The sequence below is a fragment of the Leisingera sp. genome (assembly GCF_982940295.1).
Map to the genome: position 1 here is coordinate 20,084 of NZ_CEYXRG010000009.1, position 16,995 is coordinate 37,078.

The 16,995-nt window shown below is 66.3% G+C and carries 12 protein-coding genes; 4 read left to right on the forward strand and 8 right to left on the reverse strand.

Annotation, left to right across the window (positions count from 1 at the left end):
• The first annotated feature begins 162 nt into the window (after positions 1-162).
• Genes AC4HIX_RS10185 through AC4HIX_RS10195 form a run of 3 tightly spaced genes read left to right on the forward strand, consistent with a single transcriptional unit; the run spans position 163 to position 4,976 of the window.
• Positions 163-1,158, forward strand: coding sequence for an HlyD family secretion protein (locus tag AC4HIX_RS10185; protein ID WP_490398889.1), 996 nt, complete (start codon positions 163-165; stop codon positions 1,156-1,158).
• On the forward strand, positions 1,155-3,851 hold the full coding sequence (gene rbbA, locus AC4HIX_RS10190; protein ID WP_490398890.1) for a ribosome-associated ATPase/putative transporter RbbA: 2,697 nt from the start codon (positions 1,155-1,157) through the stop codon (positions 3,849-3,851). The genes AC4HIX_RS10185 and rbbA overlap by 4 nt, the downstream gene beginning before the upstream one ends.
• The gene (locus tag AC4HIX_RS10195) at positions 3,852-4,976 is read left to right on the forward strand and encodes an ABC transporter permease (RefSeq protein ID WP_490398892.1); all 1,125 of its coding nucleotides are present in this window, start codon (positions 3,852-3,854) and stop codon (positions 4,974-4,976) included. It abuts the gene before it with no gap.
• Here the strand turns inward: AC4HIX_RS10195 and AC4HIX_RS10200 are convergent.
• The 6 genes from AC4HIX_RS10200 to AC4HIX_RS10225 form a co-directional block, all read right to left on the reverse strand.
• A complete protein-coding gene (locus AC4HIX_RS10200; protein ID WP_475046284.1) occupies positions 4,973-5,380 on the reverse strand; it encodes a universal stress protein in 408 nt (135 codons plus the stop codon). The genes AC4HIX_RS10195 and AC4HIX_RS10200 overlap by 4 nt on opposite strands.
• Before the next feature lie 111 nt (positions 5,381-5,491).
• Positions 5,492-7,018: a bifunctional aminoglycoside phosphotransferase/ATP-binding protein gene (locus AC4HIX_RS10205; protein WP_490398893.1), complete on the reverse strand. Its 1,527-nt coding sequence runs from the start codon at positions 7,016-7,018 to the stop codon at positions 5,492-5,494.
• A 99-nt stretch (positions 7,019-7,117) separates the two neighbouring features.
• Complete coding sequence (locus tag AC4HIX_RS10210) at positions 7,118-7,963, reverse strand: universal stress protein (protein WP_490398894.1); 846 nt, start codon at positions 7,961-7,963, stop codon at positions 7,118-7,120.
• Positions 7,964-8,089: 126 nt separating this feature from the next.
• Complete coding sequence (locus tag AC4HIX_RS10215; RefSeq protein ID WP_490398895.1) at positions 8,090-10,711, reverse strand: cation-translocating P-type ATPase; 2,622 nt, start codon at positions 10,709-10,711, stop codon at positions 8,090-8,092.
• 142 nt (positions 10,712-10,853) lie between these two features.
• Entirely contained in the window at positions 10,854-12,164 is a 1,311-nt protein-coding gene (locus AC4HIX_RS10220; RefSeq protein WP_490398896.1) for a type II toxin-antitoxin system HipA family toxin, read from the reverse strand.
• Complete coding sequence (locus AC4HIX_RS10225) at positions 12,164-12,415, reverse strand: helix-turn-helix domain-containing protein (RefSeq protein WP_490398897.1); 252 nt, start codon at positions 12,413-12,415, stop codon at positions 12,164-12,166. The genes AC4HIX_RS10220 and AC4HIX_RS10225 overlap by 1 nt, the downstream gene beginning before the upstream one ends.
• A gap of 202 nt (positions 12,416-12,617) precedes the next feature.
• Here AC4HIX_RS10225 and AC4HIX_RS10230 point away from each other — a divergent pair, with 202 nt between their 5' ends.
• Entirely contained in the window at positions 12,618-14,279 is a 1,662-nt protein-coding gene (locus tag AC4HIX_RS10230; RefSeq protein WP_490398898.1) for a mechanosensitive ion channel family protein, read from the forward strand.
• Here AC4HIX_RS10230 and AC4HIX_RS10235 read toward each other — a convergent pair.
• Together AC4HIX_RS10235 and AC4HIX_RS10240 are read right to left on the reverse strand one after the other, a co-directional pair.
• Complete coding sequence (locus tag AC4HIX_RS10235) at positions 14,276-15,727, reverse strand: UdgX family uracil-DNA binding protein (RefSeq protein WP_490398899.1); 1,452 nt, start codon at positions 15,725-15,727, stop codon at positions 14,276-14,278. The two genes, AC4HIX_RS10230 and AC4HIX_RS10235, sit on opposite strands and share 4 nt — an antisense overlap.
• Positions 15,727-16,962, reverse strand: a complete 1,236-nt coding sequence (locus AC4HIX_RS10240; protein ID WP_475046295.1) for a putative DNA modification/repair radical SAM protein — start codon at positions 16,960-16,962, stop codon at positions 15,727-15,729. Before AC4HIX_RS10240 ends, AC4HIX_RS10235 begins: the two co-directional genes overlap by 1 nt.
• Positions 16,963-16,995: the final 33 nt, after the last annotated feature.

Sequence of the window (16,995 nt, forward strand, 5' to 3'; positions counted from 1 at the left end):
TCAGATCGCACGGAGTTGCAGTGTGCACCCTCGGGGGCTGGCTAAGGCAGAAGGCTCCTGCGACCGCCGCTGCCAAATGGCACCATGTTGATTCAGAGCAAAGCAAACCGCCGCTGATCCGAATACGCTTGTCAAATGTTGTAAATGACCGGGTGCTTGGCCATGCAAAGGAAGACAGGCGCGGTATTTGCCGCAGCAGCCGTCCTGCTAGTGGCCGCCGCAATGTACTTGTTCGTTTCAGATGACAGCAGGGACTTGCCGGACGGCTTCGTGCAGGGAAATGGCCGGATCGAGGCCGAGCAGGTGGAGATTGCACCCGCCAGGGCCGGCAGGGTGGCGCAGGTTCTTGCCGCCGAAGGCAGCCTGACCGCATCAGGCGACGTGCTGGTGGTAATGGACACCGACGAGCTTTCCGCCGCGTATGACCGTGCAAAAGCCGAAGCCGCCTTGGCGCGCCAGACCAAGGCCGAAGCGGAGGCACTGGTGGTCCAGCGCCAGAGCGAACACCTCCGCGCCGAACATGAGCTGGAGCGTGCGACCGCCTTGCTGGCCGGGCACAACATCTCCGAGACAGTCTTTGAGGAACGCGATACCGCGCATCAGGTCGCCGAGGCGGTGCTGGGGGCTGCGCGGGCGCGGGTCGCGACGGCAGACGCCGGGATCGCGGCGGCGGAGGCAGAGGTCCGCCGGATTGCTGCGCAGATCGAAGACAGCACTCTCACCGCACCGATGCCGGGCCGCGTACTCTACCGGCTGGCGGAGCCGGGCGAAGTCGTCGGCGCAGGCGGGCCGATCCTGACGCTGCTCAGCCTCGAAAACATCTATATGGATGTGTTCCTGCCCGCACGCGAGGCAGGTCTCCTGCCGATCGGCGCCGAAGCCCGCATCGTGCTGGACGCCTTGCCGGACTATGCCATCCCCGCAACCGTCACATTTGTTTCTCCCGAGGCCCAGTTCACTCCCAAGCAGGTGGAGACGCTGAGCGAACGGGAGCAGCTGGTCTTCCGTGTCCGCGTCCGCATCCCGCAGAATCTGGTCGAGGCACGGATCGAACATGTGAAGACCGGCCTGCGCGGTATCGCCGTTATCCGGCTGGACCCGGATAACCCATGGCCCGAAGCACTGGAACGCCGCATCCCGCCTGAGCTGTTCGAATGACGGCCGGGGCTGGCATCCCCGCAATCCGCGTCGCGGAGGTCACGCACCGCTACCGCAAGCATAACGCGCTGGACGCGCTTTCGCTGGATCTGCCTCCGGGCCGGCTCGCCGGATTCATCGGGCCGGACGGGGTCGGCAAGTCGACCCTTCTGGGCCTGATCACCGGTGCCAAGAAGCTGCAGGAAGGCTCGATAGATGTGCTTGGCGGGCCTATCAGCGACCCAGCGCACCGGCGCCGCATATGCTCTGCGATCGCCTTCATGCCGCAGGGCCTCGGCCGCAACCTCTATCCGGAACTGTCCGTGCGCGAAAACCTGGAATTCTTCTCACGGCTCTTCGGGCAAGGGCCGGAGGAACGCGAATCCCGGATCGCGGCGCTGTTGTCCGCAACCGGACTCGCCCCTTTTGAAGACCGGCTGATGGGCAGGCTGTCGGGCGGCATGAAACAGAAGCTGGGACTTTGCTGCGCCCTGATCCATGACCCCAAGCTGCTGGTTCTGGACGAGCCGACCACAGGCGTCGATCCGCTGTCGCGCCGCCAGTTCTGGGCACTGATCAACGCCATCCGCGCGCAAAGCCCTGGCCTCTCCGTGCTGGTCTCCACAGCCTATATGGAAGAGGCCCAGAGCTTTGACTGGATCGTCGCCATGGATGCCGGGCGCGCTCTGTTCCAAGGCCCTCCCGACGAATTGAAAGGCGCGGCCCCTGATCTGGAAACCGCCTACCGGCAGCTGCGGGCAGGCGGCCGTCCGCACCCCGTTCAGGACGAAACACCCTCTCACCGGACCAGCACGGACCCGGTCATTACCGCCCGCGGGCTGACACGCCGCTTTGGCGATTTCGTTGCCGTCGACCGCGTCGACTTCACGATAGGGCGGGGCGAGATCTTCGGCTTTTTGGGCTCCAACGGCTGCGGCAAATCCACAACCATGAAGATGCTGACCGGCCTCTTGCCCATCAGTTCCGGCGAAGCACAGCTGTTCGGCAAACCGGTGGATGCCCGCAACCGCGCGATGCGCCGCGAGATCGGCTACATGAGCCAGGCCTTCTCGCTCTATGGCGAACTGACCGTCGATCAGAACCTGCATCTCCATGCCCGCATCTTCGGGATCGCGGACCGGGAAGCCCGGGTCGGCGAACTGATCCAGCGGTTCGGCCTGACGGAGCACAGCAGCACCCTGGCCGCCGCCCTGCCGCTTGGCATCAAGCAGCGGCTGTCGCTGGCGGTTGCCGTGATCCACCGCCCCCGCGTGCTGATCCTGGACGAGCCGACCTCCGGCGTGGACCCGGAGGCGCGCGACATGTTCTGGGCACTGCTGCTCGAACTTTCCCGCGACGAGGGCGTGACGATCTTTGTCTCCACCCATTTCATGGGCGAGGCAGAACGCTGCGACCGGGTCTCCTTCATGCACGCAGGCAAGGTTCTGGCGGAGGGAACGCCAGGGCAATTGATGGCCTCCGAGGCGGCAGGCAGCCTGGAGGAGGCGTTCATTTCCATCCTCAAAGCCGCAGCCCCCCCTGCCCCGGTGGCCGCACCGGAAACCGTCACCGGAGCCGGAAGCCGCAGTGCGGGCGGCGGCCCCTCCCGCGCGCTGGCCTATGCGCGGCGTGAAACGGTCGAAGTACTGCGCGACCGCGTGCGCCTCGCCTTTGCCTTCCTAGGCTCGATCATCCTGATGCTGGTGTTCTGCTTCGGAATCACGCTCGATATTGAGGAACTGGACTTTGCGGCCCTGGATCTGTCGCAGACCCCCGAAAGCCGCGCTTATCTTTCTGAAATTTCCGGATCGAGGTATTTCAGGCCAACCCCGCCGCTGGCCAGCGCAGCCGAAGGCCGCAGTCGCCTGGTCTCGGGCGAGGTCTCGCTGGTCGTAGAACTGCCGCCCGATTTCGGCCGCAAGCTGCGCGCTGGCGAACCGGCCGAGGTTCTGGCGGTTGTGGACGGCGCCATTCCCTTCAAGGGCGAAACGGTTGAGAGCTATGCCGCCGGGCTGCATCAAACCTTTCTAAACGCCCAGGCCGCCGCCAGCGGTGCCCGCGAGGCCGAAACCGCCAGGATAGAGCCGCGGTTCCGCTACAATCAAAGCTTTGAGAGCATCGCCGCCATGGCTCCGGCGATGCCCGCGATCCTGCTGATCATGCTGCCCGCGGTGCTGATGGCGGTCAGCGTCGCGCGGGAAAAGGAGCTGGGCTCGGTCACAAATTTCTACGTGACCCCGACGACCCGGCTCGAATTCCTGATCGGTAAGCAAATCCCCTATATCGCTGTCGCCTATGCGAACTTCCTGCTGCTCACCGCGATGATCATCGCGGTCTTCGGGGTCCCGCTCAAGGGCGACCCCGTGCCCTTGGCAATCGGCGCGCTTCTTTATGTGTGGGCCACCACCTCCTACGGTATGCTGATTGCTACGATGACATCCAGCCAGGTGGCCGCGACCTTTGCAACAACCATTGCGTCGGTGGTGCCGACGATCCAGTTCTCAGGCCTGTTGCAGCCGGTCTCGACGCTGGAAGGGGGGGCTCAGACCATCGGCTCGCTCTGGCCCTCGTCCTATTTTCTGCACCTGAACGTCGGCGCCTTCACCAAGGGGCTGGGCTGGGAGGCGCTGCTGCCGGACATCCTGGCACTGGCCTGCTTCGGGCCGGTCTTCACGCTGCTGGCCGCGCTCTCGCTCCGGGCGCAGGAGAAGTAGATGCAACGGCTCTCCTGCATATTCTGGCTGGGCCTCAAGGAGATGATGAGCCTGCGCCGCGACTGGGTGATGATGGCGCTCCTGGTCTGGTCCTTCACCCTGTCGCCGGTGATGGAGGCCACAGGCGTGGCCACCTCGGTCAACAATGCCTCCATCGCCTTTGCCGACGAGGACGACTCACCGCTGTCCCGGACGCTGGCCCAAGCCTTCTTTCCTCCGGAATTCCAGCCTGTTGTCCAAATCGAACCGGGAACCGGCGCTGCCCTGATGGATGCCGGGAGGTTCCTGTTCGTGGTCGCCGTTCCGCCCGGGTTCGAAAAGGACGTCCGCGCCGGGCGTGCGCCGGAAATCCAGGTGCTGATCGACGCGACTGCGATGGAACAGGCCGACATCGGTGTCCATTACATCACCAGCATCCTCAGCACCGAGATCCGCCGCTTTGCCATCGGCGCGGATCTGGCTGAGCCTCAGACCCTCGGCATCATCATCCGCAGCGCCTTCAACCCGAACCGCGACACCGTGCGCTTCGCCGGCATCAACGCGCTGATCGGCCAAATCATGTGGCTGACCACGATCCTCACCGGCGCCGCGATGATCCGCGAACGCGAGCACGGCACGATCGAGCACCTGCTCGCGATGCCGCTGTCACCCTTTGACATTGCGGTGGCTAAGATCTGGGCAAACGCCGCGGTGGTGCTTTTTGCCGCGGCGCTCTCGCTGGCCTTTGTCATGCAGGGCTTCCTCGACATCAGCATCGCTGGGTCCAAAACACTGTTCCTCGGCGGCACGGCGCTGTTTCTGTTCACCGCAACGGCGCTGGGGGTATTTCTGGCAACCGTGGCGCGTTCAATGGCCCAGTTTGCGCTGCTGGTAATGCTGACTGTCCTGCCGATGCTGATGCTGTCCGGCGGCGAAACCCCGGTGGAAAGCCAGCCCGGATGGCTGCAGGCCGCCACCGTCATCCTGCCGTCGCGCCATTACATGTCCGCAAGCCAAGCCATCGTCTTCAAGGGCGCAGGCTTTGAAACCGTGTGGCCGGAGTTCCTGTGGATGGCGCTGCTGGGCGCGGTGCTTCTGGCTACCAGCCTCCTGCTGTTCCGGCGGTCAGTGGCGCACGACAGCTAGCGGATCACAACCACGGTGCACTGTGCGTGACGCACCACCCGCGCTGCCGTCGAGCCGAGGAAATAATCCTGCAGCCCGGGCCGGTGCGATGCGATGACGATGCAATCCGCTCCGCGCGCATCGGCATAATCGACAATCGTGCGCCCGGCATGGCCAGTCACCACTTCCGCCTTGACGTTTTTCACCCCGCCAAGGTCCGCCTTGAGCGATGCCAGCATCTCGTCATGGGTATGTTCCAGCAGGCCCTCCGGCAATTGCTGCACCACATAGCCGGGAATGGCTTCTGCGACGGTCAGCGCGGTAATCTTGCCGTCGCTGCCTGCCAGCAGCCGGGCCGCCTCCATTGCAGCGGCAGTGTTAGCGCCGTGGTCCGGTGCGATGGGCACAAGGACATTCTTGTACATCGTGTTCCTCCTCAGTCGTTGATCAAGGTTACGCGCGCGGCCTTTGGGCTGCATTGATTGAAGTTATCCGCCCCCGCGGCACGCCTCCCGCCGCACAGCCGTCTGCCCGGTTCAGTCCGGGTTAAGGGCAGCCTGCACCAGCCCGGCAACCTCATCCGCGGTGCCGCCGCAGGCGATCCGTGTCCAATCCGCGGGCGAGACGGTGCGTTTCAGCTGCGCGTGCAGAACATCCGCGTCCGCATCAGAGGCATCATTGGTGCGGGCGGCGATACGCTGTTTCAGCGTGGCTGCATCGCCATGCAGCCAGATCCCGTCGAACGGAACCCCCAGCCGGACAGCCAGCGCTCGGACCTGCTCCCGGTAATCTGCCTCCAGAAAGGTCGCATCGGCGATGACGCTGTGCCCTGCCCGCATGGCCTGCTCCGCCAGGTCCAGTAACCGGGCGTAGACCTTCGCAGTGACTTCCGGGCGATAGCCTTCGGCCGGCAGCCGCTCCAGCGGGCCGGCACCGAACAGCGCCTTGCGCTCGACATCGCTGCGCAGATGAACGGCACCGGGGACCGGTGGCAGCAACGGTGCAATACGCGCCGCAATCGTGGTTTTGCCGGTGCCCGACGGACCGCCGACAGCCACCAGCCGCGGCTGCACCGGTGCCAGGCAGGCCAGCGCCAGATCAAGATAACTCCGGGCCTCCTCAGCGGCAGAATCAGACTCGCCCCCCGCCATGCCCTGCACCGTGACCATCGCCCGGATGGCCGCACGGATGCTCATGAACAGCGGCAGCGCCGCCAGCCCGCCAAAATCCCCGGCTCCCTGCACATAGCTGTTCAAGGCCACGTTCGCCTGCCTGTCCGCGCCCCGGTGCAGCAGATCCATGAGCAGAAAGCCAAAGTCATAGAAAACGTCGCACGTGCCCAGCCGCTCATCGAATTCAAGCGCGTCGAAGGGCACCGGCCTGCCGTCAAGCAGCACAAGGTTCCTCAGATGCAGATCGCCGTGGCACCTGCGCACATATCCCGCGGCTGAGCGTTTGGTGAGGAGCGGGGAAATACGCGCATAGATCTGTTCGGCCCTGTCCAGGAACGCCGCCACCCTGCCGCGGCCCAGCACCGGCTCCATGCCGTCAAACGCCTCCCGCAGCTCGTCAATGATCTCCCTGATCAGGACCGCGCCATCCTCAGCGCGCCGCTCCGCATCCGCGTGATAGGCGGCAACTGCGCTGCCAAGCCGCCCGGCCAGGTCATTGGTCAGCCCGCCCGCGGCGGCAATGGCGCTCAATTCCGCCTCCCGCGGGAACCGGCGCATCCGCAAGGCGTATTCGACCGGAACCCCGGCCCCGTCCAGCGCCAGCTCCCCGGACGCTTCGCGGGTCACCGCGATTACCCGGTCATAGATGCCGGGGGCTGCCGGGGAATTCAGGGCGAGCTCGCGCTCCAGCACGGCCTTGCGCGAGTCCAGCGATGAGAAATCCAGATAGCTGTAGCGCACCGCCCGCTTGATCTTGAAGGCCAGGCTGCCCGTCAGAAACACATGCGCGGAATGCGTTGTGACGACTTCAACGGGCGCGTCAGAACCATAAGCTGACGGGCCGCTCAGAAAGGCCACAACTTCTGCCTGCTGGGATTCATCCGGATGCATCGCCTTACCCCCGTGGCAGATTACCAGCGCCGCCGCCCTGCCGCTTTGAGCAAGGTCAAGCGGCGGCTTTCCAAGCCTGGCAAAGGCGGCGCAGCCGGATCAGTGGGCAAACAGAACCGGCAGCTCCGTCTGTTCGATCATCGTCCTGGTGGTGCCGCCAAACACCGCCTCGCGCAGGCGGGAATGGCCATAGGCGCCCATCACCACCAGACCCGCCCCGGCCTCGCGGGCGCGGTCCTGGATGGCGGGGCCGACATCGCTCCCGCCGCTGGCGAATTGCGACACCGTCACAGTGCAGCCGTGGTGGCTGAGCCATGCCGCGGCGTCCGTCCCAGGGTCTTCCCCGTCCCGCTCATCGGTCAGATCCGGGTCGAAGCACCCGATCACGACCTCCTGCGCGCGGCGCATCCAGGGCAGCGCCGCATGCGCCGCGCGGGAGGCGGCCAGGCTGCTGTTCCACGCCAGAAAGATGCGGTTGTACTTGGCAAAGGGAGAACTGTTCACGATCACAGGAACCGGCGACTGGAACAACAGACCGTGCAGCGCCTCCCGGAAGACGTCGTCCTTCTCCCGTACAGCCTCGGCGAACTGGGCAATGTCGCACGACATTGCGCGCCGCGCGCACAGCAGCCGGATTTCCGCTCCCGCAGATACCGCATAGTGAACATCGCCGGCACACCCGCTCTGGGCCAGCAGTCCGTTAACTCCGGCGGCCCGTGCCTCTATGGCCGATTTCGACTCCGCGAACCGGTCGACCCAGTCCGCCGGCATCGCCGCCGAGCCAAAGGCGGTTGCGCCGGACATGAAGTAGGGCCGGGCAGGCAAAGTCTCCAGCAGCAGGCAGGCCAGGTAGGCACCCTGATCCCGGGCAGCCTCGGCCGCGGCGGTGACCGCCGCATCGCTGGTGTCTCTGCTGAGCACGAAAAGAGAGGTTCTGCGTTGCATGGCGGGCCTCCGGCAAATGGATCGCGGCAGGCGGGCATGCATACCGCGCCAATGAGTAGATCAGGTCTGCAGGCGGGCGCCATGATCCCGATCAATCAGGCGCCCGGTCATTCAGGCCCCAATCATTCACGCCTGAGCGACGGCCCTCTCCCCTGGTCGGCGGCTGGCGAAATAGCGCAGCGTCTTCAGGATCTCGGGCACCAGCAGGATGGGCAGCACCAGCAGGCCGATCAGCATCCAGTGCTCCCCGCTCAGCGGCACCGTGTGCAGCAGCGCCTGCAGCGGCGGCCAGTACACTGCCGCCACCTGCGCCCCGATGGTCACCGCAAGCGCGGCCAGCAGGAACGGGTTGGTGAAAAAGCCTATCCGCCAGCACGGCAGATGCAGCGAGCGGAAGGCAAAGACGCTCGCCTTCTCGAAAATCACCATCGCGGTAAAGGCCGCGGTGCGGGCCAAGTCCTCGTTGCCATCCAGAAGATGCAGAAACAGCCACAGGCTCGCCAGCCCGGTATAAAGACCCAAGGCCAGAATGGTCAGCAATCCGGCTTTCCCGAGGATCGGCGTATCCTTCTTGCGCGGCGGGTGCTCCATCTCGTCCGGCTCGCCCTTCTCCAGCCCCAGCGCCACCGCCGTCACCCCGTCGGTGACCAGGTTCATCCACAAAATCTGAGTCGCCAGGAAAACCAGCGGCCCGCCGATCAGGATGTTGATCAGCAGGGCGATGACTTCACCGGCATTCGAAGACAGCAGGTAACGCACGAACTTGCGCACATTGCCGAACTGCCGCCGCCCCTCTCCGATGGCCCGCACGATGGTGGCGAAATTGTCGTCCAGCAGCACCAAGTCAGAGGCATCCTTGGCCACATCGGTCCCCCGCACCCCCATTGAAACACCAATGTCGGCCTTTTTCAGTGCCGGCGCATCATTCACCCCGTCCCCGGTCATCGCCACGATCTGATGCTGCGCCTGCAGCGCCGACACGATCCGCATCTTGTGGGCAGGCCGGGTACGGGCAAACAGCACCTCCCCCTGCAGAAGCTGGCTCAGTTCTTCGTCTTCCAGCGCTTCCAGCTCATCGCCGGTGACCGTCCTGGCGGGCGGCAGGCCCAGCTGGCCGGCGATGGCCTGTGCGGTCAGCGGGCTGTCGCCGGTGATCATGATGACCCGGATTCCGGCAGACCGGGCCGCATCAATCGCAGGCCGCACCTCGGGCCGCGGAGGGTCAATCAGCCCGGCCAGGCCCAGGAAGGTCATGTTCTCTTCGGCAATTGTTCCGCCGTCCGCCGCGCCGGCGGCAAGGCCGATCACCCGCAGCCCCTCCCCCGCCATCGCCTCATAGGCTTCGGTGATGCTCGCAGCCTCCCCGGCGCTCAGGCCGCGCGGTCCGTCCTGGGTCATCACCTGGCTGCAAATCCGCAGCACCTGCTCCGGCGCGCCCTTGGTAAAGACCTTTGCCCCGCCGCTGGTCTTCACCAGCACGCTCATCCGCTTGCGCTCGCTGCTGAAGGGGATTTCCGCCGCCACAGCGTCCGGCAGCGGCGGATCCGCCCACCCCTTGTAGCCAAGGGTGACCAGCGCGCCCTCTGTAGGGGCGCCGGTCATCTCCCAGTGATCGCCCTCGCGGTGCAGGCTGGCGTGGGTGCAGGTCAGCCCCGCCGCCAGAACCTCCGCCAAAACAGCATCGTCCCGGGCACCGATGACAGCCCCCTCAAAGGCAATATGCCCGGCCGGATCATAGCCGGTGCCCGTGACCTGATAAATCCGGTCCAGCGTCCAGACCCGCGTCACCGTCATCTTGTTTTCCGTCAGCGTGCCGGTCTTGTCGGTGCAGATCACCGAGGCCGCCCCCAGCGTCTCCACCGCCTGCAGGCGGCGGGCCAGCGCCTGCTGGCGCACCATCGCCGCCGCCCCCAGCGCCAGGGTGATGGTGACAACCGCGGGCAGCCCTTCCGGCACCATCGCCACCGACAGCGACAGGCCGGTCATGAACATCTCCGCCGTATCGCGCCCCATGTACAGCCCAAGCGCCAGAATGGCGCTGGCGATGGCCAGGGCGGCAAACCCCAGCTGCCGGGCCAGGCGGCCCAGCTGCACCTGCAAGTTGGTTTTCTTCAGGCCAACCGACCCCGTAAGCGAGGCGATTTGCCCGAATGAGGTATGCGCGCCGGTGGCCGTGACCTCTGCCAGCGCCCTCCCCGCGGCTACCACGGTTCCGGCAAAAACCTCCGCGGACTTCCCGCCGGGGGCCTTGTCGATGGGCACGGACTCGCCGGTCAGGGCGCTTTCATCCACCCGCAGCCCGGCAGCTTCCTGCAGGGTCGCATCTGCCGGGATCCGGGCGCCGGCCTCCAGAATGACAAGGTCGCCGGGCACCAGTTCCCGCGCCTCGATCATCCGCTCGCGCCCGTCCCGCAGCACCAGCGCCTGCGGCGACAGCATGCTGCGCAGGCTCTCCAGCGCGGTCTCCGCCCGCCATTCCTGCACGAACCCCAGCACGCCATTAAGCGCGATCACCAGCCCGATCGCCAGCGTGTCGGCGTATTCGCCCAAGGTGAAGGCGATGATCCCGGCCACGATCAGGATCACCACCAGGAAATTGCTGAACTGGCGCAGGAACACCCGCAGCGGCCCGGCCCGCTTGGCCCTCGGCAGCTCGTTCCAGCCGTATTTACTGCGGGCGGCCTCTGCCTCCTGCTGTGTCAGCCCGGTCAGTGCCAGGCCGCTGCCATGCTGTTCGGTGTCTGCCATGCGTTCCGCCCTCTGGCCCCCGTCAACGGCAGCCGATTTCAGGCCCCCCTGTCAACTGTCCGCGTCAACCGCCGGTTTCACGCTACAGAGTTTGCCGCGCCTTTGGCCATGCGGCGTTTGATGCCCGCCCGCCGGCGGCCCGTCACAGCGCGCTCAGCAGCCGGGGCAGCCGCTGATCAAATCCGCGCTTCACCGACGCCGCCAAGGCTTCGGGAAACCCCTCCGGCATCTCCGCCAGCGCCGCGGCAAACGCCGCCTCCCCCTGCGCACTGATCTCGTGAAAGGCCTCCGCGATCTGCGCGCGGGAAAATCCGGCCGCCAGCCCGGTCTCGGCAAAGTGCCGCCCCATGATGTCCGACACCCGGTAATGCCGGTTCTTGCCCGCCCGCATGGCCAGCTTCATGTCCTTGGCCTGCAGCTGCCCGGCCTCCAGCGAGGGCTGCACCGTCAGCACATCGTAAAGCGGCGTCATCGAAAACCGCCCGCCCGGCATCAGCGCGATGCTGAAGTTCTTGGCATGGCCGTCCGTCGCGCCGATCAGCCAAAACAATACCGCCGCCTTGAAGAAATGCGCCCGGTCGCGCAGCGGCTCGTCGCTACCCTGCAACAGGCCGCAGATCTCGACGATGCCCGGGCCGCCCTCGTTCTGGTACTTGCGCGCCGGCGGCACCGACAGCGCCTGGCAGCAGTCCTCCTGCGGCAGCCGCAGCAGCCGCCCGTCGCGCGTCCGCAGCCGGTCAAAGCGTTCGATCACCAGCGCCCTGGTGCCCGCAAACTCCGCAATCTCCGTCCGCGCTACAGGCAAACCGAACCCCGCCATCAGCCGCAGGCAGAAATGCTCGTTCTCGATGCTGTCGGTCAGGTCCATGCCATTGGGCAAGGTGCCGATCGCCGGTTTCAGAATATGCGTGGTCGGCGTGGTGCCTGAGGGCTCGACCCATTCACCGCCATCAAACAGCAGTGCGGTCTTCTCCTGCGCGCCCGCCACCGAAATCCTGAAATCCCGCTCCCGCCGGATCCCCAGCGGCGTCCGCCCCAGATCGCTCAGCAGCGCGGCAATCTCGCCGTCGCTCAGCGGCGTGCCCGTCAATGTGCCGCTGTCCTGCGGCAGCTCGCCTTCGGGCAGGAACTGCAGCGCCCCCACGCAGTCGCGCCCGATCCGCGCCAGCAGGCTATAGGCGTCCAGCCCGTCCGCCCCGACCCGTTCGGCCACCCGGCGGCGGATGGCGTCATCGTCGGGCAGCAGGTTGTCGAACACCGCAATCACCGGCGGCCCCGCATAGCGGTCCGGGCGCAGCGGCAAGGAGCGCGACACCGGCAGGGTGTTCTCCCACGCCAGCCACTCCTCCGCATAGGCAAAGGCAAACGCCCCGTCCGGCGCGCGGTAGAATTGCCCCACCTTGCGGCCGTTCATGTAAACATCCAGCGGCGTATAGGTGCGCTTGCGCCCCATCAGAAGATATCCTCCAAGTCGCCCGGTTTCATCTTGCTGCGCGGCACGATGCGGAGTTCCAGGTCAAGCGCCGCCAGCAAATCAAACACCGTCTCCAACTTGGCGCCGCTGCTGCTGGTCTCGATATTCGACACCGTGCGCTGCCAGACGCCTGCGCGGGCGGCCAGCTCGCCTTGTGTCAGCCCCTGCGCCTTGCGCGCATTGCGCAGCACGGTGCCGATATCCTGGGTGGTGCGGGCAATCTGATCCATGATGCGGCTCCTTTTCCGGCAAGTATGATCATTGGATCATACTCCGTCAATATGCCCTGCGGATCATAAATCAGGAATATGCTGCCAAGATCATAAATTAAATCTATGATCCTTAGATCATAGAACGCGGCAGAGCGCCCCCCTTGCATTCATCCCTCTCCGCCAGCCGGAACCAAACACCAGCCCGCGGCGTTGACCTGCCATGACAAAAACGCTGCTGCGGTTTCTGGTTCCCTTGCTTCTGCTCGCTGCGCCGCTGGCGGCGCAGGACAAGACCGCCTGTGACAGCAGCCGCTGGTACTGCGTCTCAGAACTCAACACTGGCCTGCCGCAGCCCTCCACGCTGATCAGCCGTGAAACCCCCCGCGCCACCATCGAAAGCCTGATTGCCGCCGCCCGCGAAGATGCCTGGGCCGAGGCGGCGCATCTGCTGGACCTGTCCGGCATCCCCGAACCGCAACAGCTGGCCGCCGGAACCGGGCTGGCGCGGCAGCTGGAAACCGTGATCAGCCGCAAGACGGTGATCGACTGGGATATCATCCTCGACCGGCCCGACGCGCTGGACGCGCGCGCCTCCTCCGATCGGGCCATGGCCGGGGAGCCGCGCAAGTCGCTGCTGCTGTGGACGCTGGAGCTGGATAACCGCCCCGTGGCGATCCGGCTGAACCGGATCAAACCAAAGGACGGCGCCGCTGTCTGGGTGTTCTCCCGCCAGACCGTCGGCAACATCCCGGACCTGTTCGCGCGCTTCGGGCCGGGCCGGTTTGAAAAGATGCTGCCGGACGCGCTCAAGGAAAACGCCGCCTTCGGCTTCAAGTGGTGGGAGGTTCTCGGCCTTCCGCTGCTGCTTGCGCTTTCGGCTGGCGCCGGCTGGCTGGTGTGGAAGGGCACGGGCTGGGCCGCGCGCAAGGTCTCGCACCAGGTTGTCACCGACACCCTTCTGTCGATCCGCGGTCCCGCCAGTATCGGCAGCGCGACACTGGTGGCCCTGGCGATCGGCTCTTATGCCTTTGTGTTTTCCGGCCAGATCAGCACCGTCCTACCGCCGCTCGCCTGGCTCGGGCTGGCAGGCTCCGGCCTGTGGCTCGCCATCAACAGCGTCGAGGCGGTTCTGGACCGGCTCACCTCTTTTGACGAAACCGACCTGACCCAGCGCCAGGAGGACCACAAGCGCACCATGGCCACCCGGCTGGCAGCGGCCCGCCGCGCCTTTGTGGTGGCCGCGGTGCTGATCGGCGGCGGTATTTTCCTCAGCCAAAGCAACATCTTCCAGAACCTCGGCTTTACCATTCTGGGCACCGCCGGGGCGCTGACCCTGATCCTGGGCTTCGCCGCGCGGCGGGTGCTGGGCAACATCATCGCCTCGCTGCAGATCGCGCTCAACCAGTCCGCCAAAATCGGCGACCGGATTGTCTATAACGACTACCTCTGCCACGTGGAGCGGATCAATTTCACCTATGTGCAGCTGCGCGACTGGGACGGCACCCGCCTCATCGTGCCGGTGGAGGAATTCATCTCCACCCCGTTTGAGAACTGGACGATGAAAGAGCCGAAGATGCTGCGCATCATCAAGCTCAAATGCGCTCACAACGCCGATGTGGACGCGCTGCGCGAGGCGTTCGACGAGATCGTCAGCAAGCTGGACAAGGAAGAGCTGGGCGATCCCGATGATGCCAAGGTGCGGGTGGCCGGGCAGGATGTCTTCGGCAAGGACGTCTGGTTTGCCCTGCCCTGCGCCGATCCGAACACCTCCTGGGACATCGCCTGTAAAGCGCGCGAGATGATCATTGCGGCCGGCAATCGGATTGCCGAGGAGCGCGATATCGACATCTTCCCCGAGGTCCGCCCGGCCGAGGCCGCCTAAGCCGCCCCCTGCCCCGCCAGCCCGGCCCGTTCCCGCGCCGCCGCCAGGTCGCCGCGCAGCAGCCCGCGTAGGCGGGCCTGGGCCGCAGGGTCCGGCGTGCGCAGGATATGCGCCGGGTGCAGCGTCAGCAGCACCGGCACCCCCTGACGGCCACTCTCCACCGTGCCCCGCCGCGCCATCAGCCTATCGCCGCTGCCGGTCAACGCCAGCGCCGCCGTCGCCCCCATCGCCACGATCAGCCGCGGCTGCACCAGTTTAACTTCGGCATCCAGCCACCACCGGCACCGCTGCACCTCGCCCGCATCCGGGCGCTGATGCAGGCGGCGGCGGCCCTGGGGGCGGAACTTGAAATGCTTCACCGCATTGGTCAGATACACCGCATCCCGATCCACCCCGGCTTCGGCGGTGACTTCATCCAGCAGCTGCCCGGCAGGGCCAACGAAGGGCCGCCCGGTCAGATCCTCGCGGTCGCCCGGCTGCTCCCCCACCAGCATCAGCGGCGCATCCTGCGGACCCTCGCCCGGCACCGCCTGGGTCGCCGCACAATGCAGCGGGCAGCGGGTGCAGCCCGCCAGCGCCGCCGCCAGCCCGTCCTGCGGCCCGGCCCAGTGTTCGGTGGCGGTCTGCTCTGCCGCCGCCTGCACCCGCGCGGTGCGGGCGGGCGGCAGTGTCGGCGCCGCCTCCGCCATCGCCCGCGCCCGGGCGGGCGCGGTGGCAATCAGCTCCGGTATCGCCGCCGCCTCCGGCATGTTGCGCCAGTATTTCTTCGGCATCTCCGACTGCATCGCCTTCACCTTCAGCCGCGCCGGGTTGAAGATGTTGCGGAAATACGTCAGCCACAGCCCTTCGCTGGCATCGTCCGGCAGACCGGGTTTGGGCGCGCCGGGCTCGAACCGCAGCACGCCGCCCTCAAACACCGCGCAGACATCGGGCGTCAGGATGCGCCAGTCCATGTCCCCGAACCGGCGGGCAAAGAACGGCGCCGTCGGCTCCACCGTGCCGTGCTCCGGCTCGAACCAGGCGGCAAAGCTGCGCCGCGCCGCCTCCGGGCTGCCGGTCTCGCGGAACCGGACAAAGGCCTTCATCTTGTGCTGGCAGCGGTGCACCGCTTTCTCCATCCGCCGCAGCTGCGCCAGCTGCGCATCGCCCCGGTCGCTCATCAGCTGCGGCGCGTCCTTCAGCCGCCACAAAAACGCATAAAGCCGGTCAAACCGCGCCGGATCGGCATGCCAGGCGACACTCTCCGCCAGGCTCACGAAACTCCGCGGCACCGCCACAAGTCGCGCCGGCGCAGGCGGCGCAGCAGCGGTATCAAACAGCCCCGCCTCCGCTCGCGCACCGCAATGCCAGCGCAGGTCCTCGGGCGGCACCCCGGCGCTCAGATAGCCGCGCGCGGCCTCCCGCCAGGCGGCCGCGGTGCCGATGGAGGGCAGGCTCACCACCTGCATCAGAACAGGCTCAGCTGCTCGGGCGGCGGCGCAAAGCGCGCCCGCAGATCCGCGGTGTCCGCCAGCGCCCCCGGCGTCCAGCCAACCGCCGTGATAAAGGGCCGCGCCTTCTTCAACAGCGCCCCCATCCGCTGCAGATCCTCATACCGCAGGGCGCGGTGCCGCCGGGTGCTGAGGATCCGGTTCACCGTCCTCACCCCGAACCCCGGCACCCGCAGCAGCTCCTCGCGGCTGGCCCGGTTCACATCCAGCGGAAACAGCCCCCGGTGCGCCAGCGCCCAGGCCAGCTTAGGGTCGATCTCCAGATCCAGGTTGCCGCCCGGCGCCGCACTGGTGATCTCCTCCACACCGAAGCCGTAAAACCGCAGCAGCCAATCCGCCTGATACAGCCGGTGCTCCCGCACCAAGGGCGGGCTGACCAGCGGCAGCCGGGCCGAGGCATCGGGGATCGGTGAAAACGCCGAGTAATAGACCCTGCGCAGCCCGTAACTGCCATAAAGCCGGGTGGACTGCCCCAGGATCACCGCATCGCTGGAGCCATCGGCCCCCACGATCACCTGCGTCGACTGCCCGGCAGGCGCAAACCGCGGCGGCCGCTTGCCGGTATGGCTGCGGTCCTTGGCCGCCTCGCCGCGCAGCCGCACATCGGCCATCGCCTTGCGGATCTGCTCCGGCTTCTTCTCCGGCGCGTGCTGCCGCACAGAGGCATCGGTCGGCAGCTCCACATTGATCGACAGCCGGTCCGCCAGCCGCCCGGCCTCCGCGATCAGCTCCGGCGCGGCGTCGGGAATCGTCTTCAGATGGATGTAGCCGCGGAAGTTTTCCTCCTCCCGCAGCTTGCGGGCGATCTGCACCATGTCCGACATCGTCGCATCGGGCGAGCGGATGATACCCGACGACAGAAACAGCCCCTCGATATAGTTGCGCCGGTAGAACTCCACCGTCAGCTTGACCACCTCATCCGGGGTGAACCGCGCCCGCGGCACGTTCGACGACACCCGGTTGATGCAATAGGCGCAGTCATAGATGCAGAAATTGGTCATCAGGATCTTCAGCAGGCTGATGCAGCGCCCGTCCGGCGCATAGGCATGGCAGATCCCCGCGCCGGTGTTCGACCCCAGCCCCTTGCCATCGCGCGAGTCGCGCTTGCTGGACCCGGAGGAGGCGCAGGAGGCGTCGTATTTCGCCGCGTCGCTCAGAATCGCGAGCTTGTCTTGAACACTCATCTTGGACATATGTTCTTATTATGTTCTCATGCCCGGATTGGC

Coding starts and splice junctions, on each gene's coding strand:
- AC4HIX_RS10215 (WP_490398895.1), bottom strand. CDS start 10,711: ATGGCAGACACCGAACAGCATGGCAGCGGCCTGGCACTGACCGGGCTG.
- AC4HIX_RS10230 (WP_490398898.1), top strand. CDS start 12,618: ATGACAAAAACGCTGCTGCGGTTTCTGGTTCCCTTGCTTCTGCTCGCT.
- AC4HIX_RS10220 (WP_490398896.1), bottom strand. CDS start 12,164: ATGGGGCGCAAGCGCACCTATACGCCGCTGGATGTTTACATGAACGGC.
- AC4HIX_RS10205 (WP_490398893.1), bottom strand. CDS start 7,018: ATGCATCCGGATGAATCCCAGCAGGCAGAAGTTGTGGCCTTTCTGAGC.
- AC4HIX_RS10225 (WP_490398897.1), bottom strand. CDS start 12,415: ATGGATCAGATTGCCCGCACCACCCAGGATATCGGCACCGTGCTGCGC.
- AC4HIX_RS10240 (WP_475046295.1), bottom strand. CDS start 16,962: ATGTCCAAGATGAGTGTTCAAGACAAGCTCGCGATTCTGAGCGACGCG.
- AC4HIX_RS10185 (WP_490398889.1), top strand. CDS start 163: ATGCAAAGGAAGACAGGCGCGGTATTTGCCGCAGCAGCCGTCCTGCTA.
- AC4HIX_RS10195 (WP_490398892.1), top strand. CDS start 3,852: ATGCAACGGCTCTCCTGCATATTCTGGCTGGGCCTCAAGGAGATGATG.
- AC4HIX_RS10235 (WP_490398899.1), bottom strand. CDS start 15,727: ATGCAGGTGGTGAGCCTGCCCTCCATCGGCACCGCGGCCGCCTGGCGG.
- rbbA (WP_490398890.1), top strand. CDS start 1,155: ATGACGGCCGGGGCTGGCATCCCCGCAATCCGCGTCGCGGAGGTCACG.
- AC4HIX_RS10200 (WP_475046284.1), bottom strand. CDS start 5,380: ATGTACAAGAATGTCCTTGTGCCCATCGCACCGGACCACGGCGCTAAC.
- AC4HIX_RS10210 (WP_490398894.1), bottom strand. CDS start 7,963: ATGCAACGCAGAACCTCTCTTTTCGTGCTCAGCAGAGACACCAGCGAT.